Source organism: Streptomyces sp. NPDC002785, assembly GCF_040295565.1.
Taxonomy (GTDB): domain Bacteria; phylum Actinomycetota; class Actinomycetes; order Streptomycetales; family Streptomycetaceae; genus Streptomyces.
The window spans coordinates 14,556-39,924 of the sequence record NZ_JBEOVN010000019.1; the positions used below are offsets into that span (position 1 = coordinate 14,556).

The following is a 25,369-nucleotide window of genomic DNA, read 5'->3' on the forward strand; positions in this document are numbered from 1 at the left end:
CGTCGCCCGGCCCCCTGCTCGGTTCAGCTCGTCGGCACGTCACCTCACCGGGGTGAAGTCCCGCGCCCCGATGAACTCCGGACGCCGCGCCGGCGCTGCGAACGGCTCCTCGGCGGCGTTCTCCACGCTGTTGAAGACGATGAAGACATTGCTGCGCGGGTACGGGGTGATGTTGTCCCCCGAGCCGTGCATGCAGTTGCAGTCGAACCAGGTCGCCGAACCTGCCCTGCCCGTGAAGAGCTTGATGCCGTGCCGGTCCGCCAGCTTCGTCAGCGCCTCGTCGGACGGGGTGCCGGCGTCCTGCATCTTCAGGGACTTCTTGTAGTTGTCCTTCGGCGTCTCGCCCGCACAGCCGAGGAACGACTTGTGTGAACCGGGCATGATCATCAGCCCGCCGTTGGTGTCGCGGTTCCCGGTCAGCGCGATCGACACGGACACCGCCCGCATGTTCGGCAGACCGTCCTCGGCGTGCCAGGTCTCGAAGTCCGAGTGCCAGTAGAACCCCGAGGCGCCGAAGCCCGGCTTGACGTTGATCCGGGACTGATGGACGTACACGTCCGAACCGAGGATCTGACGGGCCCGGCCCACCACGCGCTCGTCGCTGACCAGCCGGGCGAAGACCTCACTGATCCGGTGAACCTCGAAGACCGACCGTACCTTCTGCGACTTCGGCTCCACGATCGAGCGCTCGTCGGCCCGCACCGCCGGATCGGCGATCAGCCGGTCCAGTTCGGCGCGGTGGACGGCGACCTCGGCCGGTGTGATCAGCTGGTCGACGGTGAGGAAGCCATCACGCTCGAAGCCCTGCAGATCCTGCACGGCGACCGGCCCCGGGGCGCCGGGCGCGGACCAGATGACCGGGTCCTGACGGGGCGTGATCATCTCGGCTGCGCCGCGTGTGGGGTACAGGTCGGGGCGTACATCGGTGGTCATGGTTCAGCCCTCCTCGGTCAGCAGAGGGTAGACACCGTTCTCGTCGTGCTCCTCCCGTCCGGTGACCGGCGGGTTGAAGACGCAGACACAGCGGAAGTCGGTCTTCGGCCGCATGGTGTGGTGTTCATGGCCGTTCAGCAGGTACATCGTGCCGGGGGTGATCCAGTGCTTCTCGCCGGTCTCGTCATTGGTGAGCTCGGCCTCGCCCTCGACACACAGGACGGCCTCGATGTGGTTCGCGTACCACATCGACGTCTCGGTACCCGCGTACATCGTGGTCTCGTGGAGCGAGAAACCCACCTTCTCCTGCGCGAGCACGATGCGCTTGCTCTCCCAGGTTCCGGAAGCGGCCTTCACATGCCTGTCGGTGTTCTCGATGTCACTGAACGATCGGACGATCATGGTGGGTCAGTGCCTTTCTCTCTGCGGTGGCGCTTCTGTTCGTGTCCGCCCGGGACGGGGAACCCGGGCAGTGGGTCAGGAGGTCTCGCGGACCGCGCGGGCCAGCGTCCGCAGGCCCTCGTCCAGCTCCTCGGGGGTGACGGTCAGCGGCGGCAGCAGCTTCACGACCTCGCTCTGCGGACCGGAGGTCTCGACCAAAAGGCCCAGCTCGAAGGCGCGGGCGCAGACCGCGACGGCGCGCGACTTGTCGGTGAACTCCATGCCCCAGACCAGGCCGCGGCCCCGGAACTGCGCACCGAACCGGGCGTGTTCGTCGCAGATCGCGAGGAGCGCCTGCTCGATCTGCTCGCCCCTGGCCAGGGTCTGCTTCTCCATCTGACCGTCCGCCCAGTAGGCGTCCAGGGCGGCGGCGGCCGTGACGAACGCCGGGTTGTTGCCGCGGAAGGTGCCGTTGTGCTCGCCCGGCCCCCAGATGTCCAGCTCCGGCTTGAACAGGCAGAGCGACATGGGCAGTCCGTAGCCGCTGATGGACTTGGACACGGTCACGATGTCGGGGGTGATGCCGGCCTCCTCGAACGAGAAGAACGCCCCCGTACGCCCGCAGCCCATCTGGATGTCGTCGACGATCAGGAGCATGTCGCGGCGGTGGCACAGATCGGACAGCGACCGCAGCCACTCGGGGCGCGCCACATTGATGCCGCCCTCGCCCTGCACTGTCTCGACGATCACGGCGGCGGGCTTGTTGAGACCGGAGCCCTGGTCCTCCAGGAGCCGCTCGAACCAGAGGAAGTCGGGAACCCGGCCGTCGAGGTAGTTGTCGAACGGCATCGGGGTGCCGTGCACCAGCGGGATACCGGCCCCGGCCCGCTTGAAGGCGTTGCCGGTGACGGCGAGCGAGCCCAGCGACATGCCGTGGAAGGCGTTGGTGAACGAGACGATGGACTCGCGCTCCTTCACCTTGCGGGCCAGCTTCAGCGCCGCCTCGACCGCGTTGGTGCCGGTCGGGCCGGGGAACATCACCTTGTACGGGAGGTCACGCGGGCGCAGCACGTTGTTCTGGAAGGACTCCAGGAAGGCGCGTTTCGCGGTGGTGGCCATGTCGAGGCCGTGGGTGATGCCGTCGTGTTCGATGTAGTCGATCAGCGCACGCTTCAGTACCGGGTTGTTGTGGCCGTAGTTGAGAGATCCTGCGCCGGCGAAGAAGTCGAGGTAGGTGTGGCCGTCCTCGTCGGTCAGACGGGCGCCCTGCGCACGGTCGAACACTGCGGGCCAACTGCGGCAGTAGCTCCGTACCTCCGACTCCAGGGTTTCGAAGACACTCAGCGCGGGCGGGGTGATGGTCACAGGGAATCTCCTGCTTGAGGGGGGTGTGACGGGCGGCGGTGTGCTCAGGTGCGGAACGGGCCGGTGCGGTCAGGCGTGGAACGGGCCGATGCGGTACAGCACTTCCGGCAGATGCGTTCCCTCGGGGAACAGCTCGCCGTCGAAGAGCACTTCACGCTCCAGGGCCACGTCATGGCGCTGCGCGTAGGAGGTGAACAGCCGGTCCGACGCGGTGTTGTCCGGGGTCACGGTGGTCTCGACCGAGGCCAGGCCCTGCGAGGCCGCGACCCGCGAGGTCAGCGCGTCCAGCAGCTTTCCCGCCAGTCCGGTACCGCGGTGCCCGTGGTCGACGGCCACCTGCCAGACGACGAGTGTCCCGGGGCGGTCCGGCCGGAGGTATCCCGTCACGAAGGCGACGGGTCCACCGCTCTCGTCGCGGGCGATCACGGAGGTGGCCGCGAAGTCACGGCACCACAGCAGGTAGCTGTACGAGGAGTTGAGGTCCAGGACCTCGGAGTCGCGGGCGATGCGCCAGATCGCGGCCCCGTCCTCCACTCGTGGGGTGTCGATGGTGAGGAATTCGCTTCGGGCACTTGCAAAGTCTGCTGGTGCGGCGGTCATGCGAATTTAATTTACCCAGCAAATTCTGAAATTGCATCGACGCAAGGGGTTGGGTGGGGTGGTCCTTTGTGTTATCAGGCGGGCGCGTGCACCGGCGCGATCCGGTCGCGCTTTCTTCCATTTTGGGTGCTATTTATCCGGCATAACAGTCGCGATGTGGAGTCGGTCACAAGGTCGTAACTCTCTGGTGGCGCAACGAAATTGCGTGGATAGAACTCCTGAAAACTTGAGTGTTTAGGGTCCGGGAAAGCGGGCAGAAGAATGCGGGGAGCTGCTCTGAATAAAGCAGCTCCCCGCATTTATGGAATATCGACGTCGGCGGTGCGGATTTACTCGCTCGGCCAGGTTTCCGAAACGGCTTTGCGGGCAGTTTCGAAGTCGACCTGCCGGCCGGCATCGGCCAGCGCCGCCCCCAGAGCCGCGAGCGAGGACTGCACCGCGCCCCGCGTCGCATCCACACCGTAGTGATTGACCCGGATCATCTCCTTGGACAACGCACCCCCGCCCGCGATCAGCGGCAGCGACGGGTCGGCCGCGAGTGCCCGCGCGACCAGCTCGGAGGCGTCGACGCCCGCCGGGGCGCGCAGCGTCGTCGCGACCGGCGCGGCGTCCTTCGCCTCGTGCACATACGGCGACAGACCGCCGCCGAGTGCCACCGCGCCCGCGCGCGTTGCCGCGGCAGCTGCGGCGTGCCGGGCCATCAGCGCATCCAGACCCTCGGCCTCGATCCGCTCCACGCACGCCGCCAGAGCCAGCATCTCCAGCTGGGCGGGGGCGTGCAGCAGCGCCTTGCGGCCGCCGTCGATCCAGCGCTCCTTCCAGTCCAGGAGGGAGAGATAGGAGCGGCGCGGAGCCTGGGGGTTGGCGGCGATCCGCTCCCAGGCCCGCTCGCTCACAGACACCGCCGACACCCCGGCCGGGCCGCCCATCGCCTTCTGCGCGCCGATCACACAGAGGTCGACGCCCCACACGTCCGGCAGCAGCGGCTCGGCGCCCACCGACGCGACGGCGTCCAGCATGAACAGTGCCCCGTGCGAACGGACCACCTCGCCGATCTCGGCGACCGGATTGGTGTTGCCGGTCGCCGCCTCGGCGTGGACCAGGGAGACGAAATCGATCTCCGGGTGCTCGGCCAGAGCCCGCGCGACCTGGTCGGCGGTGACCGCCGTGTGGAACGGAACCGCCAGGTCGACGACGTTGGCTCCGCAGTCCCGCAGCCAGTTACCGAAGGTCTGTCCGTACGGCCCGGTGACGACGTTCAGGGCGGTCGAGCCGGGCCGGGCACCGCCCCGGATGCAGCCTTCGAGGGGGAGCAGCGCCTCGCCCTGCATGATGACGACGTCCTGCTCGGTGGCGAGGAGGCCGGCGACCTGCTTCTCGATGGCCGCGAAATGCGCGGCGGTGAGCGGGGCGAGGTCGAGGAAGGGGTGCGTCACGGTGGTGCTCTCTTCGGATCGGGTCGGTGCGCTGCGGTGCTGCGTACGGACAGTGCTTCCGTCGAAGCGTACCCAGGGCGCCGAGCGGCGCCTCGTACAGTGCTGCTCATGAGTGATCACAGGGCACCGCAGGTGCTGCACGTGAAGGGGCGGGTGCTCGTCGGACCCGAGGACGTCCGGGACGAGCTCTGGGTCGTCGACGGACGGATCTCGTACGGGCGGCCGGCCGGCGCGGACGAGGCGGTGACCGTCACCGGCTGGGCGCTGCCGGGGCTGGTCGACGCCCACTGTCACGTCGGGCTCGACCACCACGGTGCCGTCGACGCGGCGACCAGCGAGAAGCAGGCCATCGCCGACCGGGAGGCGGGTGCGCTGCTGCTGCGGGACGCGGGTTCTCCGTCCGACACCCGGTGGATCGACGACCGCGAGGACCTGCCGAAGATCATCAGAGCCGGACGCCACATCGCCAGGCCCCGCCGGTACACCCGGAACTACGCCCACGAGATCGAGCCGGACGAGCTGGTCGCGTACGTCGCGCAGGAGGCGCGCCGCGGCGACGGCTGGGTGAAGCTGGTCGGCGACTGGATCGACCGGGAGGTGGGCGATCTGGCCGCCTGCTGGCCGCGCGAGGCGGCCCGGGCGGCCATCGCCGAGGCGCACCGGCTCGGCGCCCGGGTCACCGCGCACTGCTTCGCCGAGGACTCGCTGCGCGATCTCGTCGAGGCCGGGATCGACTGCATCGAGCACGCCACCGGGCTGACCGAGGAGACCATTCCGCTCTTCGCCGAGCGCGGTGTCGCGATCGTCCCCACGCTGGTCAACATCGCCACGTTCCCCTCGCTCGCGGCGGGCGGCGACGCCAAGTTCCCCCGCTGGTCGGCCCATATGCGGCGGCTGCACGAGCGGCGTTACGACACCGTGCGCGCCGCGTGCGACGCCGGGGTTCCGGTCTTCGTCGGCACCGACGCGGGCGGGGTGCTCGCCCACGGGCTGGTGGCGGACGAGGTCGCCGAGCTGGTGAAGGCGGGCATCCCGGCCCTGGACGCACTGTCCGCGACGACCTGGGGTGCGCGTCAGTGGCTCGGGCGGCCGGTGCTGGAGGAGGGCGCACCGGCGGACCTGGTGGTGTACGACGAGGACCCGCGGGCGGACGTACGGGTGCTGGCGGCGCCGCGACGCGTGGTGCTGAACGGGCGGGTGATCGGCTGAGGGACGGCTCACGGAGCCGCGTCCCGACCGGGTGTGCCGTGTTGACAGGCAGTTGCCGAATCCCTGCGGTGTCGTTGAAACACGCTTGCGCGCATCCCGGCGCAGTCGGTCTCCGCGCCGTCCGCGCTCAATGGATCGGGTGACTCCGAGGAACGAACGTACCGAGATAATCGAATACAGACGCGGAAACCCCCCTTTGGAGTGAACTCACGTCAGGTGTCTGCCAGTTCACCCTCCGTGCGTAAAGCTTTCGAGGTCGAGGTCACCGGCGCCCGCGATGTCCCCCATTGGACGGCGCCGGTGGCTCCATGTCTCTTGTGGGGGTTCCACCATCTTGAACAGCAACACCTTCCGCCTGGCCGCGCTGGCGGTCGCCGCAGCTCCCGTCGCCCTGCTGGTCGCCGTCCCGGCGCAGGCCGCCACCGCGACCACCACGACCACGGGCGACGGGAAGGCGAGCGCGGTCGTGCTCCGTACCGCACTCGACGTCTCGCTCCTGAACAAGACGATCAATGTGCCGCTCAAGGCCACGCTCAATGAAGTGCAGGCACCCGCCAGCGCCGACAAGACCGCGCTGAGCGTGCGGCTCGACGGGGTGGACGACGGACGGCCGTTCAGCGTGCTGAGCGCCGATGTGGCCACCGCCAGGGCGACCGTCGGCAAGCACAGGGCCGAGGGTTACAGCAATCTCGCGAAGGCCCGGCTCCATGTGCCCGGACTGCCGCTGCTCTCGCTGATCGAGGTCGAGAAGGTCACCTCGAAGGCGGTCTGCGAGGTGGGCAGGAAGCCGGTCGCCGAGTCGAACGTGCTGGGGCATGTGTCGGTCCTCGGCAAGCGGATCACCCTCACCGCGGGCGGCACCACACAGGTGCGGGTGCCGGGCGTCGGAGAGGTGACCCTCGACCTGTCGAAGACGCACACCACCTCGCGCACCGCAGCGGCGGCCGCGCTTCAGCTGAAGGTCTCGGTCAACCCGCTCAAGCTGAATGTCGCCGATGTGCAGGGTGAGGTCACGCTCGCCGAGGCGACCTGCGAGACGCCGAAGGCGACTGGAGGCGGCGACAACGGCGGTTCCGGCAACGGCGGTTCCAGCGACGGCGGTTCCGGCAACGGCGGAACGAGTGGCGGAGGCACCTCCGGCAGCGGTGGCTCCAGCGACGGCGGCAGCACGTCCGGCAGCACGGCCGGCGGTGACGGCGGCAATGTGAAGCCCCAGACCGGCACCGGCCACGCCCCGTCCGTCGACTCCAACCTCGCGGAAACGGGCGGCAGCTCCACGACGCCGTACATCGCGGGCGGCGCGGCCTTGCTGCTGGCGGTGGGCGCCGGGGCGATGGTCGTGGCCAGGCGCCGCGCCCAGGCCTGACCCCCTCCCAAGGCCCGAGGGGGGGTAGGCCGTAGGCCAGGAGGGGAGCGGGGAGCGGTGTTCGCGTGAGGGAACGCCGCTCCCCATCCGCGTGACGGAACGCCGTTCCCGTGAGCGTGAGGAACGCCGCCCTCCGTCCGCGTGGGACGGAGCGCGGCCGTCCCGTCAGCGTGTGACCGCGGTCAGCGTCTGCAGCGCCTGATCGAGCGCCTGCAGGAAGCGGTTGGTCGTCGCACGGTCGCGTACCGCCAGCCGCAGCCACTGCGGACCGAGCCCCGGAAACGTATCTCCACGCCGCACCGCGAACCCCAGAACCCGCAACCGCTCCCGTACCTCGATGGCCCCCTCCAGTCGCACCAGGACGAACGATCCCTCGGCCGGTTCCGCCACCCGCACTTCGGTGAACTCCCTGAGCCCCGCGACCAGATGGGCCCGGTCCACCGCGATCCGCTCCGCCGCGGCAGCCGCCTCCGCCAGGGCCCGCGGCTCCATGCACGCCTCGGCCGCCGCCAGCGCCGGGGACGACACCGGCCACAGTGGCTGCGCCTCCTCCAGCGCGCGGATCGTCTCCGGGGCGGCCAGTACGTAACCGATCCGCAGCCCCGCGAGCCCCCAGGTCTTGGTGAGGCTGCGCAGCACGACGAGCCCCGGGATGTCCGTACGCCCGCACAGCGCCTCGCGCTCGCCCGGCACCGCGTCCATGAACGCCTCGTCGACCACCAATGTCCGCCCGGGGCGCGCCAGTTTCTCCAGCGCGGCCACCGGATGCAGGACCGACGTGGGGTTGGTCGGATTGCCGACCACCACCAGATCCGCGTCCTCGGGCACGGCCGCCGGGTCCAGCCGGAAACCGTCCTCGGCCGACAGCAGCACCCTGCGCACCTCGTGCCCGGCCGCACGGAGCGCCGACTCGGGCTCGGTGAACTGCGGATGGATCACGACCGGACGGCAGGCCGGCAGCGCCCGTGCGATCAGCACGAACGCCTCCGCCGCACCCGCCGTCAGCAGCACGCGCTCCACCGGCAGCCCGTGCCGGACCGCGACCGCCGCCCGCGCCGGACGGCCGTCCGGGTAGGCGGCGAGCATGCCCAGCGACGCGGCTATCCGCGCCTTCAGCCAGGCCGGGGGCGTATCGGCCCGTACGTTGACGGCGAGATCGGTCAGATCCCGGCCCCGTCCCCGTACTTCCGCGTCACCGTGGTGCCGCAGATCGTGCGTGCCCGCGCCTGTCGCAGCGGGTCTTTCAGTGGGAGTGTGCATGACCGCCATGGGGGTGGTGGTGATGGCCGTCGTCGTCCGGGTGGAAGTGCGGCTGCTGTGGCAGCCCCACCTTGTCCTCGAAGCCCGGCAGCGAGATCCGGTACACGCATGAGTCGCAGTTCATCCGCAGATCGCCCTTGACGGCCTCCCGGTAGCGCTCCATGACCAGGTCGTACAGTTCCTCGGCCGCACCGATGACCTCGGCCGAGCGGACATCGAGCTCCGGGTGGGCGGCGGCCCACTCCTCGGTCTGATGACGCACCCGGTCCGGCAGGATGCCGGTGAAGAGGAAGTACGGCAGAACGACTATGCGCCCGGCACCCAGCTTCACGCAACGGTCGAGACCGGACGGTACGTTCGGCGCCGCGAGCGAGACGAACGCCGTCTCCACCCCCGCGTAACCACGGCCCTCCCAGAACAGCCGCGCCGCCTTGTACACCTCGGCGTTGGCGTCCGGGTCGGTCGAACCGCGCCCGACCAGTAGCACCGTCACCTCGGACCGGTCGGTGTCGCCCAGCACCGCGTCGACCCGGCGCTCCAGCACCTTCAGCAGCGCCGGGTGCGGGCCGAGCGGACGGCCATAGGTGTACGAGATGCCGGGGTGGCGCTCCTTCTCACGGGCCAGCGCCGCCGGAATGTCCCCCTTGGCATGCCCGGCCGACACCAGCATCAGCGGCACGGCGGCGAAGCGCTCGACGCCGCGCTCCACCAGCTCGGTCACGGCGTCGCCGAGCGGCGGCGGGGACAGCTCGATGAAGCCGCCCGCGACGGGCAGTTCGGAGTGGCGCCTGCCCAGCTCGGTCACGAAGTCACGGAACGCCGCGGCCCCGCCCTCGTCCCTGGTGCCGTGGCCGGCGATGAGCAGTGCGGGCTGGGTGGACGGGGTGGTCACAGGTTCTCCTCGGTGTTCGTGGTGGGTACGGGGTGGTACAGCAGGGCATTGAGAGCCGCGGCGGCGACGGCCGAGCCGCCCTTCTCGGACACATTGCTCACGGCGGGCAGACCGCTCTCGCGCAGCGCCGCCTTCGACTCGGTCGCGCCGACGAAACCGACCGGCAGCCCGATGACGAGCACGGGCGCGGCATCGAGGACGAGCAGTTCCTCCAGCGCGGTCGGCGCATTGCCGATCACCCAGATCGCACCGGGCCCGACCTGCTCGTACGCGAGCCGGATCGCATGTGCAGAACGGGTCAGCCCCAGGCCGGACCTGGCCTCCTTCAGACGGCACACGGTCTCGCGACGGGTGATGCCCGCCGCGACCATCTCCACATCGGTGACGACCGGCACACCGGCGTGCAGCGCCGCATGCGCGACGACGAGCGACTCCTCGTCGCAGACCAGGTCCGTCGCGTACTCCAGGTCCGCCGCCGAGTGAATGACCCGCTCCACGACGGCCCGGGTCAGCGGTGCGAAGCGCGAGGTGTCCAGGCGGGTGCGCAGCCGCCGGAACGACTCCTGCTCGATGGGGTGAACGGTTCTCTCCCAGGGCCGGTTCATTCGGCTCCCTCCCGCGCAGGGGCCGTGGTGGCCGACTGCCAGCGGTAGCCGCGCGGTGTCACCATGCGGCCCGCGATCTCCCTGGTGGCCGTGTTGCCGACCGTCACGACCGTCATCATGTCCACCGTCGCCGGGTCCAGACCGGCGAGCGAGGTCACCCGGCTGCTCTCGTCCGGGCGCGAGGCATTGCGTACGACACCGACCGGTGTCGCCGCCTCCCGGTGCTCGGACAGGATCGAGAGGGCCTTCGGGAGCTGCCAGTCGCGGCCCCGGCTGCGCGGGTTGTAGAACGTCACGATGATGTCGGCCTCGGCCGCGGCCCGTACCCGACGCTCGATGATCTCCCACGGCGTGTGCAGATCGGAGAGGCTGATCGACACATGGTCGTGGCCCAGCGGGGCGCCCAGGATCGCGGCAGCCGCCAGCGCGGCCGTCACACCCGGCACACCCACCACATCGATATCGGCGCCGGCCTCGGCGAGCGCGGGCGACGCCATCGCGTACACGCCCGCGTCACCGCTGCCGATCAGCGCCACCGCATGCCCCTTGCGCGCCTCGGCGACCGCCGTACGAGCCCGCGCCTCCTCGGCGCCGAGCCCCGACTCCAGGATTGTGGTGCCGGGCCGCAGCAGGTCCCTGATCTGGTCGACGTACTGATCGAGCCCGACCAGCACCGAGGCCCGCCGCAGCTCCTCGCGGGCGCGCGGGGTCAGCAGATCGCGCGCACCCGGGCCGAGACCGACGACGGCCAGGCGCCCACGCGGGCTGCGGCGCACCACCGCACACGTGGCCATCGCGGCCCGCCCCTCGGGGCCGGAGGGGGGCCACCCCCTCGACTTCCGCTTCGGCACAAGGAGTTCGCCCCCCTCGGCGAGCGCGGCGGCCTCCGCGACGGAGGGCGTTCCGACGGCGGCGAGCGGCGCGCCCGACGGATTGGGCACCTCGATACGGGCCAACTCGTCGGCGGCGTACGTCCGCAGCCGTACGCCGAGCTGCGAGGCCGCGGCGACGATTCCCGGCTCGTCCGCCTTGGCGTCGACCGTCACCAACTCCGCGATGCTCAGCGGCGACAGCCCGGCCTCGCGCAGGGTGTCCTGGATCAGCCCGACGATCTCCTCGACCGGCGCGCCCTTGGACGCGCCGACCCCGACAGCGAGCGACGCGGGTCGCAACACGGCCGCCCGCGCCCCGAGTTCGATGATCCGGTCGCCGACATGCAGCACAGCCAGGCCCTCGGCACCGGGGGACACATTCGGCGGCAACGGGGGCAACGGCCACACCGCATCCGCCCGCAGCTCCACCCGCGCCCCGTCGAGCATCGCGCGCGACACCCCCGCCACGTCGCCCTCCACGGGGAGGCCCAGCATGTCCAGCCCCGGTACTCCCGCCGCGTCCGTCGCCGTCGTCACGACCGGCGTCGCGCCCAGCACGTCACCGACCGCCCCGGCCAGGGCGTTCGCCCCGCCGCCGTGCCCGCCGAGCAGCGCCACCGCATGGCGCCCCGCCTCGTCGACACAGACCACACCCGGGTCCGAGGACTTGCCCGAAAGCAGCGGCGCGAGCAGCCGCACCACGGCCCCCGTCGCCAGGAAACACACCAGCTGCTCGCACTCGGCGAACGCCCGCTGCACGGCCTCACGCACCGGTCCCTCGTAGACCACGGTGCGGCCTGGCCAGGCCGCGGCCAGCCGGTCGCGGGCGACGGTGCCCGCCGCCGTGGCGGAGATCAGGCCGATCACTGGGTTGCTCCTTCACTTGCACGGACCGCGGGGCGGGTGCCCCACAGCAGAAAGACCGGGTTGGTCGCGGCGAGCCGCGTCACCTCACCGGGCAGCGGCGCCAGCCGGGAGGACTGCAGCAGTACGCCCTCCGGCACGAGTCCGGCACCGGCCAGCGCCGCGCGGACCTCCGGCACCCGGTCCAGCGCGGCCAGCGCCACCACCACCGAGCGCCGCGCCCGCCGGGCGCACGCCGTCACGATGGCGGGCAGCTCACGCCCGCCGCCCCCGATGAACACCGCGTCCGGGTCGCCCAGTCCGTCGAGCACAGCGGGTGCGCAGCCGTGCACCGCACGGACGCACACCGCGTGCGCGACCGCGTTCGCCCTGATCCGCTCGACCCCGTCCGAGGTCTTCTCCACGGCGACGACGGCCGCGCCGAGCCGCGCGCACTCCACCGCGACCGAACCCGAACCCGCACCGATGTCCCACACCAGGTCACCGGTGCGCGGCCCCAGCCGGGCCAGCGCAAGCGCTCGCACCTCGAACTTGGTGATCATCGAATCGCGGTGCTCGAACTCCGCCTCGTCCAGCGCCCACCGGCCGGGCCCGGCGGGCGCTCCCGCGACGGTGCGTACCGGGGAGAGCACCCGGGACTCGTCCAGACACAGCACCACACTCACCGGATCCGGCCAGTCGCGGGCCGCCGCATCGGCCGGAGTCAGCCGCTCGACGTGCTCCCGCTCCGGATCGCCGAGAGCCGTCGCCACGACCAGGGTGCGCCCCCCGGCTCCGTGCACCAGCCCGGCCGCCAGCTGACCGGGCCCGGCGCCGGGCCCGGTCAGGACGGCCACTTTCGGGTGCGCCAGACATACGTTCACCGCGGTCCGCGGGTCGCGGCCGTGCGCACTGACCACGACCGCGTCGTCCCACGCCAGCCCGAGCCGGGCGAACGCGACCGCGACGGACGGCGAACCCGGCCGCACATCGAGCGCACTCGCCCCGAAACGCTCAGCCAGCACCCGTACGATCCCGAAGAATCCGGGATCGCCGGAGGCCAGCACGACCACCCGCGCCCCGACGCCGTGCGCATGCTCCGCGATCCGGTCGAGTGCGGGCGCCAGAGGACCGAGCACGATGCGCTCGACCTGCTCCGGCAGCCTCGCGGCCTCCAGATGACGCCGGGCGCCGACCACCAACGTGGCCACGGCCAGCGCGTCCTGGGCATCGGGACCGAGCGGCGCGCCCGTCCCCGTACCGAAGACTCGGATCATGAGCCGGACCGCTGGGCGCGCAGCTCGGCCCGCGCCGCCTTGTCGGCCTTGCGGAAACCGTGGAAGTGCCCCGGGTGGTAGAGGTGCGAACGCGTCCCCGAAGCCGAAAGCGCCGGGCCGACCAGGAAGAGGGTGTGCTTCCAGAGCTTGTGCTCCTTGACCGTCTCCTCCAGGGTCTCGATCGTGCAGTGCAGGATCAGCTCCTGCGGCCAGGTCGCCTGGTACGCGATCACGACCGGCGTCGATGTCGGATAGCCGCCCTCCAGCAGCTCCTGGGTGAGCTGCCCGGACCGGGCCGCCGAGAGGAACAGCGCCATCGTCGTGCCGTGACGCGCGAATTCCCGTACCTCCTCGCCCGGCGGCATCGGCGTCTTGCCGCCACCCAGACGCGTCAGGATCACGGACTGTGCGACCTCCGGAATCGTCAGCTCCCGCTGTGCGATCGCGGCGACGGCCGAGAACGACGACACCCCCGGCACGATCTCGACCGCGACCCCCAGCCCGGCACACCGGTCGACCTGCTCCTGCGTGCCGCCCCACAGTGCCGGGTCGCCGGAGTGGATACGGGCCACCTTCAACCCCTCGGCTGCCGCACGTTCGTACACGCCGACGACCTGCTCCAGCGACATCTGCGCCGAGTCGAGGATCTCCGCGCCCTCCCGGGCATGCTCCAGGATCTCCGGCTGCACCAGGCTCGCCGCCCAGATAACGATGTCGGCATCCGCGATGGCCCGCGCCGCCCGGAAGGTCAGCAGATCGGCGGCGCCCGGGCCGGCACCGACGAACGTCACTCGGCCGTGGGTGGGCGCGGCGACCGCGCCGGCTGCGTCGACTGCTTCGGACATGGGACAGGGTCCTTTCGAAAAGGGGGAAAACAGGACAGAGGGGTGAGGTGGACGCCCTGGCGCCGCTCGTGGGCGCGGCGACGACGCTGCTGTTCACCCCTTCCGGAGGAACTCCTCGGCTGCTACCTCGGCTTCTTCGGCGGCGCACTGCTCCAACCGGCCGCCGCCGAGATCCTCCCCGAGGCACTCCACGCACACCCGGCACGCTCCGCGCTGCTGCGCACGGCGGCCGGGGTGGGCTTCATCCGGCTGGTGGTGGGCATCGCGGACGGCTGGTGGTGGGCGTCGCGGACCGACCACCGCGCCGCACCCGGGCGCCTCACAACTTCCCGCCCCGCCCGCCGTCGCGCGGTGCGGGCGCGATCAGCGTCGACAGATACGGCAACGGCCCCTCGGCCAGCTCCGCCGCCGGCCGGATCGACTCCTCGGGCAGCCCGAGTGCCGAACCCCACACCGCGTCCTCGGTGCGCCCCGTCTCACGCAGCGCCGTGGCCACCTCCGCGGCCAGCCGCCCGAACTTGTACGCGACGACCGTGCCGGGACCTTCCAGGGCCTCCTTGAGTACCGCGGCCCCGGCGGTCACCGGCACCAGCGTCAACGGCTCCGTGCCCTCCGTCAGCACCGCACCGCTGCGCGCGGCCAGATCCTGCATCGCCGTGATCCCCGGCACGGTCTTCACGGCCGTACCCGGCAGCAGCTCACCTATCGTGTGCGCGAGATACGTGAACGTCGAGTACACATTGGGGTCGCCGATCGTCGCGAACGCCACCGAACCATGCGCACGCAGCAGCTCCGCGACCCGCTCACCCGCGGCGTCCCACGCCGCCTCCCGACGCGCCCGGTCCGTCCGCTCGTTCAGCGCGAACACCACACGTACGACCTTGTCGGCCGCCACGTAGTGCAGCACGGTCGCCTCGGCCCGCCCCCGCTCACCGGTGTCCATCACCGGCACGACGACGACCGCGGCATCACGCAGCGCGTTCACGCCCTTGACGGTCACCAGCTCCGGGTCACCGGGCCCGACACCGACGCCGACCAGCCTGCTCGTACCGTGACCGTGGTTCATCCCTTGCACCTCTCAACGAATCGGCGGGCCATACCGGGCGCCGAAGCCCAGTGCGTATGCAGATAACTCGCGTGCACGCCCCGCTGTACGAACCCCTCCACGCGCCGCTCCGGCTGGTGCAGGCCCCACGCCGGTTCGGCCCCGGCGCCGGGCCGCAGCACGGTCCGGTGGAACTCGTGCCCGCGCACCCGAGTCCCGGGCGCCGCCAGCACACTGTCGGAGACCGCCACTGCCTCCCGGTATCCGAGCGTCAGCTGCCCGGACATCTGCCCCTCGGCATCGAGGACCCCGCACATCGGCAGCCCGTCGAGCGAACGCGCCAGATACAGCAGCCCCGCACACTCGGCAGCCACCGGAGCCCCGGACTCCACCAGTTCGACGACGGCCCTGCGCAGCGCCGCGTTGGCGGACAGCTCGCAGGCGTACACCTCCGGAAAGCCCCCACCGATGACCAGCCCCCGCGTCCCCTCGGGCAACGCCTCGTCCCGCAACGGATCGAACGGCACGACTTCGGCCCCGGCGGCGGCAAGCAGTTCGGTGTGCTCGGCGTAGGAAAAGGTGAACGCGGCCCCGGCCGCAACGGCGACCCTCTTCAGCCCCGCCTGCGCTCTCACTCCTGGGGCGGGCAGCGGAACCGACCCACCGCGGGCGCCGACCACCGCCCCCACCGCATCCCACACCTCACCCGGCACCGCGGGCGCCGACCGCGCCAACGCCATGAGCGCGTCCAGGTCACACCCCGCCCGCACCTGGTCCGCCATCGCCGCGACAGCGTCCACCGCGTCGCCCCGCCGCTCGGCCACCGGCACCAGTCCCAGATGCCGCGACGGCACAGCCACCTGCTCGGCCCGCCGCAACACCCCCAGCACCGGCACACCCGACTCGTCCAACGCCTCCCGCAACAGCACCTCGTGCCGCTGCGAGCCGACCTTGTTCAGGATCACTCCGCCGATCCGCACCTGTGGATCCCACGAGGCGAAGCCGTGCACCAGCGCGGCCACGGACCGTGACTGCGACGACGCGTCGACGACCAGCACCACGGGCGCCCGCAGCGCCTTCGCGACCTGCGCGGTCGACGCCAGCTCCCCCTGTCCCGACGCCCCGTCGTACAGCCCCATCACACCCTCGACGACCGCCAGATCGCAGCCGAGCGCACCGTGCGCGAACAGCGGAGCGACCAGCTCCAGGCCGCACATGTACGCGTCGAGATTGCGCCCCGGCCGCCCCGTGGCCAGCGTGTGATAGCCGGGATCGATGTAGTCGGGCCCGACCTTGTGCGCGGACACGGTGAGACCCCGCCCCGCGAAGGCCGCCATCAGCCCCGTGGCAACGGTGGTCTTGCCGCTGCCCGACGAGGGCGCGGCAATCACCAGACGCGGAACGTACACCGCAGGCCCCTCACCATTCGATGCCCCGCTGACCCTTCTGACCGGCATCCATCGGGTGCTTGACCTTCGACATGTCGGTCACCAGATCGGCGGCCTCCACCAGCTTCTCGGGCGCGTTGCGCCCCGTGATGACCACATGCTGCGTACCGGGACGACTGCGCAGCACCTCGATCACCTCGTCGGTGTCGACCCAGCCCCAGTGCATCGGGTACGCGAACTCGTCGAGGACGTACAGCCGGTACGTCTCGGCAGCCAGGTCGCGCTTGACCTGTTCCCAGCCCTCGCGCGCCGCCTCCTCGTTGTTCAGCTGCTTGTCGCGCTGCACCCACGACCAGCCCTCGCCCATCTTGTGCCAGGCGACGGACCCGCCCTCACCGCTCGCCCCGAGGACCTTCAGCGCGTTCTCCTCGCCGACCTTCCACTTCGCCGACTTGACGAACTGGAAGACCCCGATCGGCCACCCCTGATTCCAGGCGCGCAGCGCGAGCCCGAAGGCCGCCGTCGACTTTCCCTTTCCGATGCCGGTGTGCACCACCAGCAGGGGGCGGTTGCGGCGCTGGCGGGTGGTGAGCCCGTCGTCCGGCACGGTGGTCGGCTGTCCCTGCGGCATTACGCGGCCCTCCTGCTGCTTGCCTGAACGTCCTTGACGAGCCCGGCGATCGAGTCGGCCCGCAGTTCGTCGAGCGTGACGGCACTGCCCCCGAGATCGCGCGCGAGGCTTCCCGCAAGTCCGAGCCGTACGGGCCCCGACTCGCAGTCCACGACGACGGACGCGGTGCCTTCGACCTCGTGCAGCCGCGCCGCCCGCGACGCCAGCGCCACCGGCTCGGGCCCCCCGGTCGCCCGTCCGTCGGTCACCAGGACCAGCAACGGCCGCCGCGACGGATCACGCAGCCGCTCCACCCGCAGCACCTCATGGGCCTTCAACAGCCCGGCCGCGACGGGGGTACGCCCACCGGTCGGCAACATCTCCAGCCGCGCCGCCGCGGCGTCCACCGACGACGTCGGGGGCAGCACCACCTCGGCATCCTTGCCCCGGAAGGTGATCAGCCCGACCTTGTCCCGCCGCTGATACGCGTCCAGCAGCAGCGAAAGGACCGCACCCTTCACGGCACTCATCCGCTGTTGGGCAGCCATCGATCCGGAGGCATCCACCACGAAGAGAACGAGGTTTCCCTCGCGCCCCTCCCGCGTGGCCTGCCGCAGATCGTCCCGCCGGACCACCAGCCCCCGCCCCGACCGGCCCCGCGCCCGCTGATGCGGCGCGGCGGCCTGCACGGTCGCGGCCAGGTGCAGCTTGGTCAGGGCGCCCTGCGGGCGCCGCGCACCGGTCGTACGCCCGTGCTCGGTACGCGCCCGGGACCGCCGCCCCGCCGCGCCCTCGCCCAGACCGGGCACGCTCAGCATCTTCGTGCGGAACGGCTCGGTGGCGCGCACGGGCTGCTGTTCACCGGCCCCGGAGGACCGCCCCTGTCCCTGCTCCTGTCCCTGCTCGGGAACGGACTGCGCGGGCGTGTCGCCGGCCTCGTCCTCGGGCCGCGGCGGCGTGTCGGGTCCGTCGCCCCGCGGGGGACGGCCGCCGCCACCGGGGCCGTCCGGGTCCGGGTCGTCGTCCTCGCCGCTGTTCTGCTCCAGCGTGTCGTCGAGCTTGTCCTCGTCCAGGCCCGGCGCGTCGAAGGGGTTGCGCCGACGCCGGTGGGGGAGCGCGAGCAGGGCGGCCTGCCGCACGTCCTCGGCCAGTACATCCGTACGGCCCGCCCAGGCGGCCAGCGCGGTGGCCGTCCGCGCCATCACGATGTCGGCACGCATCCCGTCGACCTCGAACGCGGCGCAGGTCGCCGCGATCTGCCGCAACGCCCCGTCTCCGAGGCGCACTTCGGGGAGCAGGGCCCGCGCGGCGACGATCCGGGCGCGCAACGCGCCTTCCTCACCGGCCCACGTGGCGGCGAACCCCGCCGGATCGTCGTCGTACGCGAGGCGTCGCCGCACGACCTCGACCCGCTGATCGGTCTCGCGGGACGCGGCGACCTCGACGGTCAGCCCGAATCGGTCGAGCAACTGCGGTCGCAGTTCCCCCTCTTCGGGGTTCATCGTCCCCACGAGCAGGAAGCGCGCGGCATGCCGTACGGAGACGCCTTCGCGCTCCACGTACGACGCACCCATGGCAGCCGCGTCCAGTAGCAGGTCCACGAGGTGGTCGTGGAGCAGGTTGACCTCGTCGACGTACAGAATCCCGCGATGCGCATCGGCGAGCAGCCCAGGTTCGAAGGCCTTCACGCCCTCGGCGAGCGCCCGCTCGATGTCGAGCGCCCCGACGAGCCGGTCCTCGGACGCACCGACGGGCAGCTCCACCATCCGCGCATCCCGCGACACGCCGGTCCCAGCCTCGTGCGGGCCATCGGGACACGCCGGATCGGGCAACGCCGGGTCGCACGAGAACCGGCACCCGGCTACGACGGGAACCTCCGGCATGAGCGCGGCGAGCGCACGCACGGCGGTGGACTTGGCGGTGCCCTTCTCGCCGCGTACCAGCACGCCGCCGACGGCGGGCGAGACGGCGTTGAGCAGCAGTCCGAGCCGGAGATCGTCCTGCCCGACGATGGCGGTGAAAGGGTAAGGCGTGCTCATGCAGTGATCACTCCTTCGGGTGAGGTGGCGCAGAGCGGGGCACACTCTGGCCGAAGCCAGGCCATGGCCGAGGTGTGCTCCCCGCGTGCGCGGGGATGGCCCGTTCTCGTACATCCAGTCGTGGACGACGCCTGCTTGCTCCCCGCGCACGCGGGGATTTCCGATGCGCTCACGCGTCCCCCTCCAGATCTCCCTCAAGTTCGAGGTAGGTCGCCCGGAGCCGGTCCAGAGTCTCCTGGTCCGGCTCCGCCCACAGCCCGCGGTCCGCCGCTTCCAGCAGCCGCTCGGTGACGCCCCTCAGCGCCCACGGATTGGACCGCGTCATAAAGTCCCGGTTCTCCGGCGAGAACACGTACTCCGATGCAAGCCGCTCGTACATCCAGTCGTCGACGACCCCCGCCGTGGCGTCGTAGCCGAAGAGGTAGTCCACGGTCGCGGCCATCTCGAAGGCGCCCTTGTACCCGTGGCGCCGCATGGCAGCCATCCACCGCGGATTCACCACCCGCGCCCGGAACACCCGGTGCGTCTCCTCGCCCAGCGTCCGCGTCTTCACCTGGTCCGGCGTGGCGCTGTCGCCGACGTACGCCTCGGGCGACTCGCCGGTCAGATGGCGCACCATGGCGACCATGCCGCCGTGGTACTGGAAGTAGTCGTCGGCGTCGACCAGATCGTGTTCCCTGGTGTCGACGTTCTTCGCCGCCACCGCGATCCGCCGGAACGCCGTCTCCATGTCCCCGCGCGCCGCCCGCCCGTCGAGCCCGCGCCCGTACGCGTAACCGCCCCAGACCGCGTACACCTCGGCCAGATCCGCGTCCGACCGCCAGTTCCGCGCGTCGATCAGCGGCAGCAGTCCCGCACCGTACGCCCCCGGCTTGGACCCGAAGATGCGTGCCGTGGCCCGACGACGGTCGCCGTGCTCGGCGGTGTCCTCATCGGCGTGCGCCCGTACGTAGTTGGCGTCGGCGGGCTCGTCCAGCTCCGCGACCGTCCGTACCGCGTCGTCGATCAGCCCCACCACATGCGGGAACGCGTCCCGGAAGAATCCGGAAATCCTGACCGTCACGTCGATCCGTGGCCGCCCCAACTCGCTCAGCGGCACGATCTCGAACCCGGTCACCCGCCGCGACGCGTCGTCCCACACCGGCCGGCAGCCGAGCAGCGCCAGGATCTCCGCGATGTCGTCGCCCTGGGTGCGCATGGCGGAGGTGCCCCACACGGTCAGGCCGACCGACTTCGGGTAGTCGCCCGTGTCGGCGAGATACCGGGCGATCAGGGAGTCGGCGAGCGACTGCCCGACCTCCCACGACAGCCGGGACGGAATCGCCTTCGGGTCCACCGAGTAGAAGTTGCGCCCGGTCGGCAGCACATTGACGAGCCCGCGCGTGGGCGAGCCCGACGGGCCGGCCGGCACGAAACCGCCGTCCAGCGCCCGCAGAATGTGATCGATCTCGTCCGTCGTCCGGGCAAGGCGCGGCACGACCTCCTCGCACGCGAAGCCCAGCACGGCCACCGCATCCGGGAGTTCGAAGCCCAGCACGTCCTGGACCAGCCCCGCCGCAGCCGCGATGTCCCAGCCGCGCTCCTCCATGCCCTCCGCGAGGCGGCGGCACAGCCGCTCCAGCAGGTCGATCGCGTCCGCACCGGTGCGCGCCGGGCCGTCGACCAGTTCGGTCAGCTCGACCGGAACCTTCACCGCGGCGCCCGGCTCGGCCAGCAGCTCCTTCTCGCTGAGCCCGAAGTGCTCGGCGATCGACGCACGCAGCCCCGGGAGCGCGTTCGCTGTTCCGCCCCACACCTGGGAGGCGCGCAGCACGGCCAGCACCAGATTGACCCGTGCCTCGTCGACCGGACCGCCGCCCAGGATGTGCAGGCCGTCCCGGATCTGGACGTCCTTGATCTCGCAGAGGTAGCCGTCGATGTGCATGACGAACGAATCGAAGTCGTCGTCGCCGGGCTGTTCGTCGACATGGAGGTCGTGATGCAGCTCGGCGGCCTTCACCAGCGTCCAGATCTGCGCCCGCACCGACGGAGCCTTCGTCGGGTCGAGATCGCTGACCAGCGCGTACTCGTCGAGCAGCTGCTCCAGCTTGGCCAGGTCGCCGTAGGTGTCGGCGCGCGCCATCGGCGGCACCAGATGGTCCACCACCGTGGCGTGCCCACGTCGCTTGGCCTGGGTGCCCTCGCCCGGGTCGTTGACGATGAACGGGTAGATCAGCGGCAGTTCGCCGAGAACGGCATCGGGGCCGCAACCGGCGGAGAGGCCGAGGCCCTTGCCCGGCAGCCACTCCATCGTGCCGTGCTTGCCCATGTGGACGACGGCATCCGCGCCGAAAGAGTTCTCCAGCCAGCGGTACGTCGCCATGTAGTGGTGGGACGGCGGCATGTCCGGGTCGTGGTAGATCGCGATCGGGTTCTCGCCGAAGCCGCGCGGCGGCTGGATCAGCACCACCACATTGCCGAACCGGAGCGAGGCGAGGACGATTTCGTCCCCGTCCACGTACAGCGAACCCGGCGGCTCGCCCCAGTGCTCCAGCATCGAGTCGCGCAGTCCCGGCTCCAGCTTGTCGAACCAGGCCCGGTAATCGGCGAGCGGCACACGCGCGGGGGCTGCCGCGAGCTGCTCCTCGGTCAGCCACTCCACGTCGTGGCCACCGGCGTTGATGAGACGGTGGATGAGCTCGTCACCGTTGTCGGGGTGCCCGTCGACTCCGTAGCCGGCGTCGCGCAGGGCGTCCAGGACCCGTACCGCGGATGCGGGCGTGTCCAGGCCGACGGCGTTGCCGACGCGCGAGTGCTTGGTCGGGTAGGCGGTGAAGACGAGGGCGAGCTTCTTCTCGGCGTTCGTCTTGTGCTTGAGAGCGGCGTGGCGCACCGCGATTCCGGCGACGCGTGCGGCCCGTTCGGGGTCGGCGCGGTACACCGGTACGTCGTCGGGGCCCTGCTCCTTGAAGGAGAACGGGACGGTGATCAGGCGGCCGTCGAACTCGGGAATCGCGACCTGCATCGCGGCATCCATGGGGGAGAGCGCGGCGTCCGACGCGTCCCACGCCGCGCGCGCGGAGGTCAGGCACAGGCCCTGCAGCACAGGGACGTTCAGATCGGCGAGCGCGCCGATGTCCCAGGCCTCGTCGTCGCCGCCGGCGGAGGCGTCCGACGCACGGGTGCCGCCTGCCGCGAGTACGGTGGCGACCAGGGTGTCGGCCCTGCCGAGCAGTTCGTAGAGACCGGCGTCCGCGCCGCGCAGCGAACCGCAGTACACGGGCAGCGCGTTGGCGCCACGGGCCTCGACGGCGTCGCAGAGTACGTCCACGAACGAGCTGTTCCCGGACAGCTGGTGCGCCCTGTAGAAGAGCACGCCGACGGTCGGGCGGCCCTCGACGAACTCGCGGCTGCCGTGCAGACCCCACTCGGGCATCTTCTGCGGCTCGGCGAAGCCGTGGCCGGTCAGCAGGACGGTGTCGGAGAGGAAGCGGGCCAGTTCGACGAGGTTTCCGGGGCCGCCCTCCACGAGGTAGCGCAGCGCCTCGGCGACAACACCGGCGGGCACGGACGACTCGGCCATCAGCTCCGCGTCCGGCACGGCCTCGCCGCCCAGCAGCACGGTCGGGATGCCGGACGCCTTGAGGACGGCCAGCCCGTCCTCCCAGGCCCGCTTGCCGCCGAGGAGACGGACGACGGCGACGCAGGAGCCCTCGATCAGCGCGGGGAGTTCCTCGTGGGCGTCGACGCGGGTGGGGTTGCCGATCCGGTACGGCGCGCCGGAGGCGCGCGCGGCGAGGAGGTCCGTGTCGGCGGTCGACAGCAACAGCACAGTGCTCATAGGGGCGTTCATGCGCGTGCTCCAGGTGCTCCGGGGGCGATGAAGGGAAGTCCTGACGGTGCGCCCGACTCGATGAGCCGCAGCAGTGCGTCGGTGTCCGCGTGTTCTTCGATGAGGTCGCCGAGGCGGTCGAGCTGTTCCTCGCGCAGCGCGGCGAAGTCGGTGTCGGGAGCGGGGACGAAACGCCGGCCGGCCGCCCGCGCGACCTCGGCCAGGAAACGGCGGCGGAATTCGTCGCTCTCCAGCGAGCCGTGCCAGTGGGTGCCCCACACGGCGCCGACCCGGCAGCCGTCCAGGCTGCGCCCTCGGCCGTCGGAGATGAACCCTTCCCCGCCGCGTACGTCTGCGACGCCGTGATGGATCTCGTACCCCTCGACAGCGGCGCCGAGCGCCTCGCCGACGGGGCGGGCGAGGGTCTTCTCGTGGTCGAAGCGGATGCGTACGGGCAGCAGGCCGAGGCCGTCGACGTGCCCGGCCCTCGACTCGACCTCGTCCTCGATGTGTTCGCCGAGGATCTGGAAGCCGCCACAGATGCCGAGGACCGGCCGGCCCTCGGCGGCGCGCCGTACCAGGGCGTCGGCGAGGCCGCGCTCGCGCATCCAGGCCAGTGCCTTCACGGTGCCGCGGGTGCCCGGCACGATGACGAGGTCGGCGTCGGCCAGTTCCTCGGCGCGGTCCACGAAGCGGACGACGACGCCCGGTTCGGCGGCCAGTGCGTCCATATCGGTGAAGTTCGACATCAGGGGTACGGCGCACACCGCGACGCGCATCACGTCGTCGCCGTGCGGTGGCGCGAGGACCGATTCGCGCACGGCTCCGCGCAGCGCTGTGCTGTTCTTGAAAGCGGGCCTCAGACCGTCCTCCTCGTCGATCCCGAGGCCGTGGGCGAAGGGGAGCACCCCGTACGTCTGCCGCCCGGTGATCCCGCGCAGCATCTCCAGACCCGGCTCCAGCAGCGACACATCGCCGCGGAACTTGTTGACGAGGTAGCCGGCGATCAGCGACTGGTCCTCGGCGTCGAGCAGTGCCGTCGTACCGAAGAACGAGGCGAAGACGCCACCGCGGTCGATGTCGCCGACGACCACCACCGGGAAGCGTGCCGCCCGTGCGATGCCCATGTTCACGATGTCCGTGCGCCGCAGATTGATCTCGGCCGGACTGCCCGCCCCCTCGCAGATCACTGCGTCATACGTGTCCCGAAGCCGCTCCAGGCAGTCCACGACCGTGCCGAGAAGCGCCTCCTGCCTGCCTCCGTGGTAGCCGCGCGCGCTCATCTCGCCCACCGGTCTGCCCATCAGGACGACCTGGCTGGAGCGGTCGCTGCCGGGTTTGAGCAGGACCGGGTTCATCAGCGCGGTCGGCTCCACCCGGGCGGCCTGGGCCTGCATGGCCTGGGCGCGCCCGATCTCGGCGCCCTCGCGGGTGACGAACGAGTTCAGCGACATGTTCTGCGCCTTGAAGGGCGCCACCTTCACGCCCCGGCGCACGAGCCAGCGGCAGATGCCTGCCGTGACGACGCTCTTGCCCGCGTCCGAGGTGGTTCCGGCGACCAGCAGCCCGCCGCTCATGTGCTTCTCCGTCCTGCGATCCGATCTCCTGCGACCTGCAGTCCTGCGGACCGACGTCCTGCGATCCGTCGTGCGACGAGGCCCGCACCCAGGCGTCCCGCCACACACATGCCGAGAGCCAGCGCACTCACCCGGCGCGAGAGCCGTACCGCGCGTTCGATGTCCTCGGTCTCCACCGCCCGGCCCGTCTCCCCGTTGAGGACGGGGCGGTGTTCGACCCGGCCGCCGTACGCGAGGGTCCCGCCGAGCCGTACGCCGAGCGCACCCGCGAACGAGGCCTCCACCGGGCCCGCGTTGGGGCTCGGGTGCTTGGCCGCGTCGGCCCGCCACGCCCGTACCGCTCCAAGTGGCCGCCCCCCGGCGGCCACGGCGAGCAGGGCTGTGAGCCGGGCACCCGGCCAGCCCGCGAGGTCGTCGAGGCGGGCCGAGGCCCAGCCGTAGCGCCGGTGGCGGGGCGACTTGTGGCCGACCATGGCGTCGAGGGTGTTCGCGGCCCGGAAGGCGACGAGCCCGGGCACGCCGGCCAGCGCGCCCCACACCAGGGCGCCGACCACGGCGTCCGAGGTGTTCTCGGCCACGGACTCCACCACGGCGCGGGCGATCTGCGGTCCGTCGAGGGACTGCGGGTCGCGCCCGCACAGATGCGGCAGCCGCTCGCGGGCCGAATCGATGTCTCCGGCTGCCAGGGCGGCGCCGATGGTCCGGGCCTCACGCCCCAGGGACGTACCGCCGACGACGGACCAGGTGGTGGCCGCGGTCAGTGCGACGGAGACGGCGGGGTGGCTGCGTACGGCACGGGTGATCAGCGCGGCACCACCCGCGGCGCCTCCGGCGCAGACGAGCGTGTGCAGCGCGCCCCACCCTCGGTGGTCGCGCCAGAGACGGCGCTCGACGCCTGCTGCGGCCCGCCCGAAGGCGGCGACCGGATGTCCCCTGCGGGGGTCACCGAGCAGCAGATCGCCGATCAGACCGGCCGTGGCGCCGTACGCGAAAACGCGGTCGGCACGCACGGCTC

The 25,369-nt window shown here is 71.5% G+C and carries 19 protein-coding genes and 2 pseudogenes; 3 read left to right on the forward strand and 18 right to left on the reverse strand.

Translation table 11 applies throughout. The features are described from left to right. Positions 1–39: 39 nt before the first annotated feature. From thpD to ABTZ94_RS07950, 5 genes are all read right to left on the reverse strand, one after another. The gene (gene thpD, locus ABTZ94_RS07930) at positions 40–933 is read right to left on the reverse strand and encodes an ectoine hydroxylase (RefSeq protein WP_351198630.1); all 894 of its coding nucleotides are present in this window, start codon (positions 931–933) and stop codon (positions 40–42) included. Positions 934–936: 3 nt separating this feature from the next. After that, positions 937–1,335, reverse strand: coding sequence for an ectoine synthase (locus ABTZ94_RS07935; protein ID WP_093539722.1), 399 nt, complete (start codon positions 1,333–1,335; stop codon positions 937–939). Positions 1,336–1,410: 75 nt separating this feature from the next. Further along, positions 1,411–2,679, reverse strand: a complete 1,269-nt coding sequence (ectB, locus tag ABTZ94_RS07940) for a diaminobutyrate--2-oxoglutarate transaminase (protein WP_351198632.1) — start codon at positions 2,677–2,679, stop codon at positions 1,411–1,413. 69 nt (positions 2,680–2,748) lie between these two features. Continuing rightward, the gene (gene ectA / locus ABTZ94_RS07945; protein ID WP_351198634.1) at positions 2,749–3,279 is read right to left on the reverse strand and encodes a diaminobutyrate acetyltransferase; all 531 of its coding nucleotides are present in this window, start codon (positions 3,277–3,279) and stop codon (positions 2,749–2,751) included. Positions 3,280–3,608: 329 nt separating this feature from the next. After that, on the reverse strand, positions 3,609–4,715 hold the full coding sequence (locus ABTZ94_RS07950; RefSeq protein ID WP_351198636.1) for a pyridoxal-phosphate-dependent aminotransferase family protein: 1,107 nt from the start codon (positions 4,713–4,715) through the stop codon (positions 3,609–3,611). Between the two features lie 132 nt (positions 4,716–4,847). On the opposite strand from ABTZ94_RS07950, the gene ABTZ94_RS07955 reads away from it, so the two are divergent. Beyond that, positions 4,848–5,924, forward strand: a complete 1,077-nt coding sequence (locus ABTZ94_RS07955) for an amidohydrolase family protein (protein ID WP_351198703.1) — start codon at positions 4,848–4,850, stop codon at positions 5,922–5,924. Positions 5,925–6,258: 334 nt separating this feature from the next. Further along, on the forward strand, positions 6,259–7,290 hold the full coding sequence (locus ABTZ94_RS07960) for an SCO1860 family LAETG-anchored protein (protein ID WP_351198638.1): 1,032 nt from the start codon (positions 6,259–6,261) through the stop codon (positions 7,288–7,290). 165 nt (positions 7,291–7,455) lie between these two features. On the opposite strand, the pseudogene cobC reads toward ABTZ94_RS07960, so the two are convergent. The 6 genes and pseudogenes from cobC to cobM all read right to left on the reverse strand — a co-directional run. Next, a pseudogene (gene cobC, locus ABTZ94_RS07965) lies at positions 7,456–8,559 on the reverse strand (Rv2231c family histidinol phosphate aminotransferase CobC); the annotation flags it as partial. Then, the gene (locus tag ABTZ94_RS07970; protein WP_351198640.1) at positions 8,534–9,442 is read right to left on the reverse strand and encodes a sirohydrochlorin chelatase; all 909 of its coding nucleotides are present in this window, start codon (positions 9,440–9,442) and stop codon (positions 8,534–8,536) included. The pseudogene cobC and the gene ABTZ94_RS07970, both read right to left, overlap by 26 nt. Continuing rightward, on the reverse strand, positions 9,439–10,047 hold the full coding sequence (locus ABTZ94_RS07975; protein ID WP_351198642.1) for a precorrin-8X methylmutase: 609 nt from the start codon (positions 10,045–10,047) through the stop codon (positions 9,439–9,441). The genes ABTZ94_RS07970 and ABTZ94_RS07975 overlap by 4 nt, the downstream gene beginning before the upstream one ends. Continuing rightward, positions 10,044–11,786: a precorrin-3B C(17)-methyltransferase gene (cobJ, locus tag ABTZ94_RS07980; RefSeq protein ID WP_351198644.1), complete on the reverse strand. Its 1,743-nt coding sequence runs from the start codon at positions 11,784–11,786 to the stop codon at positions 10,044–10,046. The genes ABTZ94_RS07975 and cobJ overlap by 4 nt, the downstream gene beginning before the upstream one ends. Further along, a complete protein-coding gene (gene cbiE, locus ABTZ94_RS07985; RefSeq protein ID WP_351198646.1) occupies positions 11,783–13,039 on the reverse strand; it encodes a precorrin-6y C5,15-methyltransferase (decarboxylating) subunit CbiE in 1,257 nt (418 codons plus the stop codon). Before cbiE ends, cobJ begins: the two co-directional genes overlap by 4 nt. Continuing rightward, complete coding sequence (cobM, locus tag ABTZ94_RS07990) at positions 13,036–13,884, reverse strand: precorrin-4 C(11)-methyltransferase (RefSeq protein WP_351198648.1); 849 nt, start codon at positions 13,882–13,884, stop codon at positions 13,036–13,038. Before cobM ends, cbiE begins: the two co-directional genes overlap by 4 nt. Before the next feature lie 50 nt (positions 13,885–13,934). On the opposite strand from cobM, the pseudogene ABTZ94_RS07995 reads away from it, so the two are divergent. After that, a pseudogene (locus ABTZ94_RS07995) lies at positions 13,935–14,154 on the forward strand (ZIP family metal transporter); the annotation flags it as partial. A gap of 49 nt (positions 14,155–14,203) precedes the next feature. Here ABTZ94_RS07995 and cobI read toward each other — a convergent pair. The 7 genes from cobI to ABTZ94_RS08030 all read right to left on the reverse strand — a co-directional run bounded on the left by cobI (position 14,204) and on the right by ABTZ94_RS08030 (position 25,364). Next, entirely contained in the window at positions 14,204–14,950 is a 747-nt protein-coding gene (gene cobI, locus ABTZ94_RS08000) for a precorrin-2 C(20)-methyltransferase (protein WP_351198650.1), read from the reverse strand. Beyond that, entirely contained in the window at positions 14,947–16,386 is a 1,440-nt protein-coding gene (locus tag ABTZ94_RS08005; protein WP_502967205.1) for a cobyrinic acid a,c-diamide synthase CobB, read from the reverse strand. Before ABTZ94_RS08005 ends, cobI begins: the two co-directional genes overlap by 4 nt. After that, positions 16,349–16,948 (reverse strand): cob(I)yrinic acid a,c-diamide adenosyltransferase, encoded by a 600-nt coding sequence (gene cobO, locus ABTZ94_RS08010; protein ID WP_351198654.1) that lies wholly within the window; start codon positions 16,946–16,948, stop codon positions 16,349–16,351. The genes ABTZ94_RS08005 and cobO overlap by 38 nt, the downstream gene beginning before the upstream one ends. Further along, positions 16,948–18,966, reverse strand: coding sequence for a putative cobaltochelatase (locus tag ABTZ94_RS08015; protein WP_351198656.1), 2,019 nt, complete (start codon positions 18,964–18,966; stop codon positions 16,948–16,950). The genes cobO and ABTZ94_RS08015 overlap by 1 nt, the downstream gene beginning before the upstream one ends. A gap of 169 nt (positions 18,967–19,135) precedes the next feature. Continuing rightward, positions 19,136–22,786, reverse strand: a complete 3,651-nt coding sequence (cobN, locus tag ABTZ94_RS08020) for a cobaltochelatase subunit CobN (RefSeq protein ID WP_351198705.1) — start codon at positions 22,784–22,786, stop codon at positions 19,136–19,138. A gap of 8 nt (positions 22,787–22,794) precedes the next feature. Continuing rightward, positions 22,795–24,354, reverse strand: coding sequence for a cobyric acid synthase (locus tag ABTZ94_RS08025; protein ID WP_351198658.1), 1,560 nt, complete (start codon positions 24,352–24,354; stop codon positions 22,795–22,797). Then, complete coding sequence (locus ABTZ94_RS08030; protein ID WP_351198660.1) at positions 24,351–25,364, reverse strand: cobalamin biosynthesis protein; 1,014 nt, start codon at positions 25,362–25,364, stop codon at positions 24,351–24,353. The genes ABTZ94_RS08025 and ABTZ94_RS08030 overlap by 4 nt, the downstream gene beginning before the upstream one ends. Positions 25,365–25,369 lie beyond the last annotated feature (5 nt).

Bases quoted from the DNA above. Each gene is read 5' to 3' on its own strand.
- cobM (WP_351198648.1), bottom strand. From the start codon at position 13,884: ATGTCCGAAGCAGTCGACGCAGCCGGCGCGGTCGCCGCGCCCACCCAC.
- cobO (WP_351198654.1), bottom strand. From the start codon at position 16,948: ATGCCGCAGGGACAGCCGACCACCGTGCCGGACGACGGGCTCACCACC.
- cbiE (WP_351198646.1), bottom strand. From the start codon at position 13,039: ATGATCCGAGTCTTCGGTACGGGGACGGGCGCGCCGCTCGGTCCCGAT.
- ABTZ94_RS07935 (WP_093539722.1), bottom strand. From the start codon at position 1,335: ATGATCGTCCGATCGTTCAGTGACATCGAGAACACCGACAGGCATGTG.
- cobN (WP_351198705.1), bottom strand. From the start codon at position 22,786: ATGAGCACTGTGCTGTTGCTGTCGACCGCCGACACGGACCTCCTCGCC.
- ABTZ94_RS08015 (WP_351198656.1), bottom strand. From the start codon at position 18,966: ATGAGCACGCCTTACCCTTTCACCGCCATCGTCGGGCAGGACGATCTC.
- ABTZ94_RS08025 (WP_351198658.1), bottom strand. From the start codon at position 24,354: ATGAGCGGCGGGCTGCTGGTCGCCGGAACCACCTCGGACGCGGGCAAG.
- ABTZ94_RS08005 (WP_502967205.1), bottom strand. From the start codon at position 16,386: ATGCCGGTCAGAAGGGTCAGCGGGGCATCGAATGGTGAGGGGCCTGCG.
- ectA (WP_351198634.1), bottom strand. From the start codon at position 3,279: ATGACCGCCGCACCAGCAGACTTTGCAAGTGCCCGAAGCGAATTCCTC.
- cobI (WP_351198650.1), bottom strand. From the start codon at position 14,950: ATGAACCACGGTCACGGTACGAGCAGGCTGGTCGGCGTCGGTGTCGGG.
- ABTZ94_RS07975 (WP_351198642.1), bottom strand. From the start codon at position 10,047: ATGAACCGGCCCTGGGAGAGAACCGTTCACCCCATCGAGCAGGAGTCG.
- thpD (WP_351198630.1), bottom strand. From the start codon at position 933: ATGACCACCGATGTACGCCCCGACCTGTACCCCACACGCGGCGCAGCC.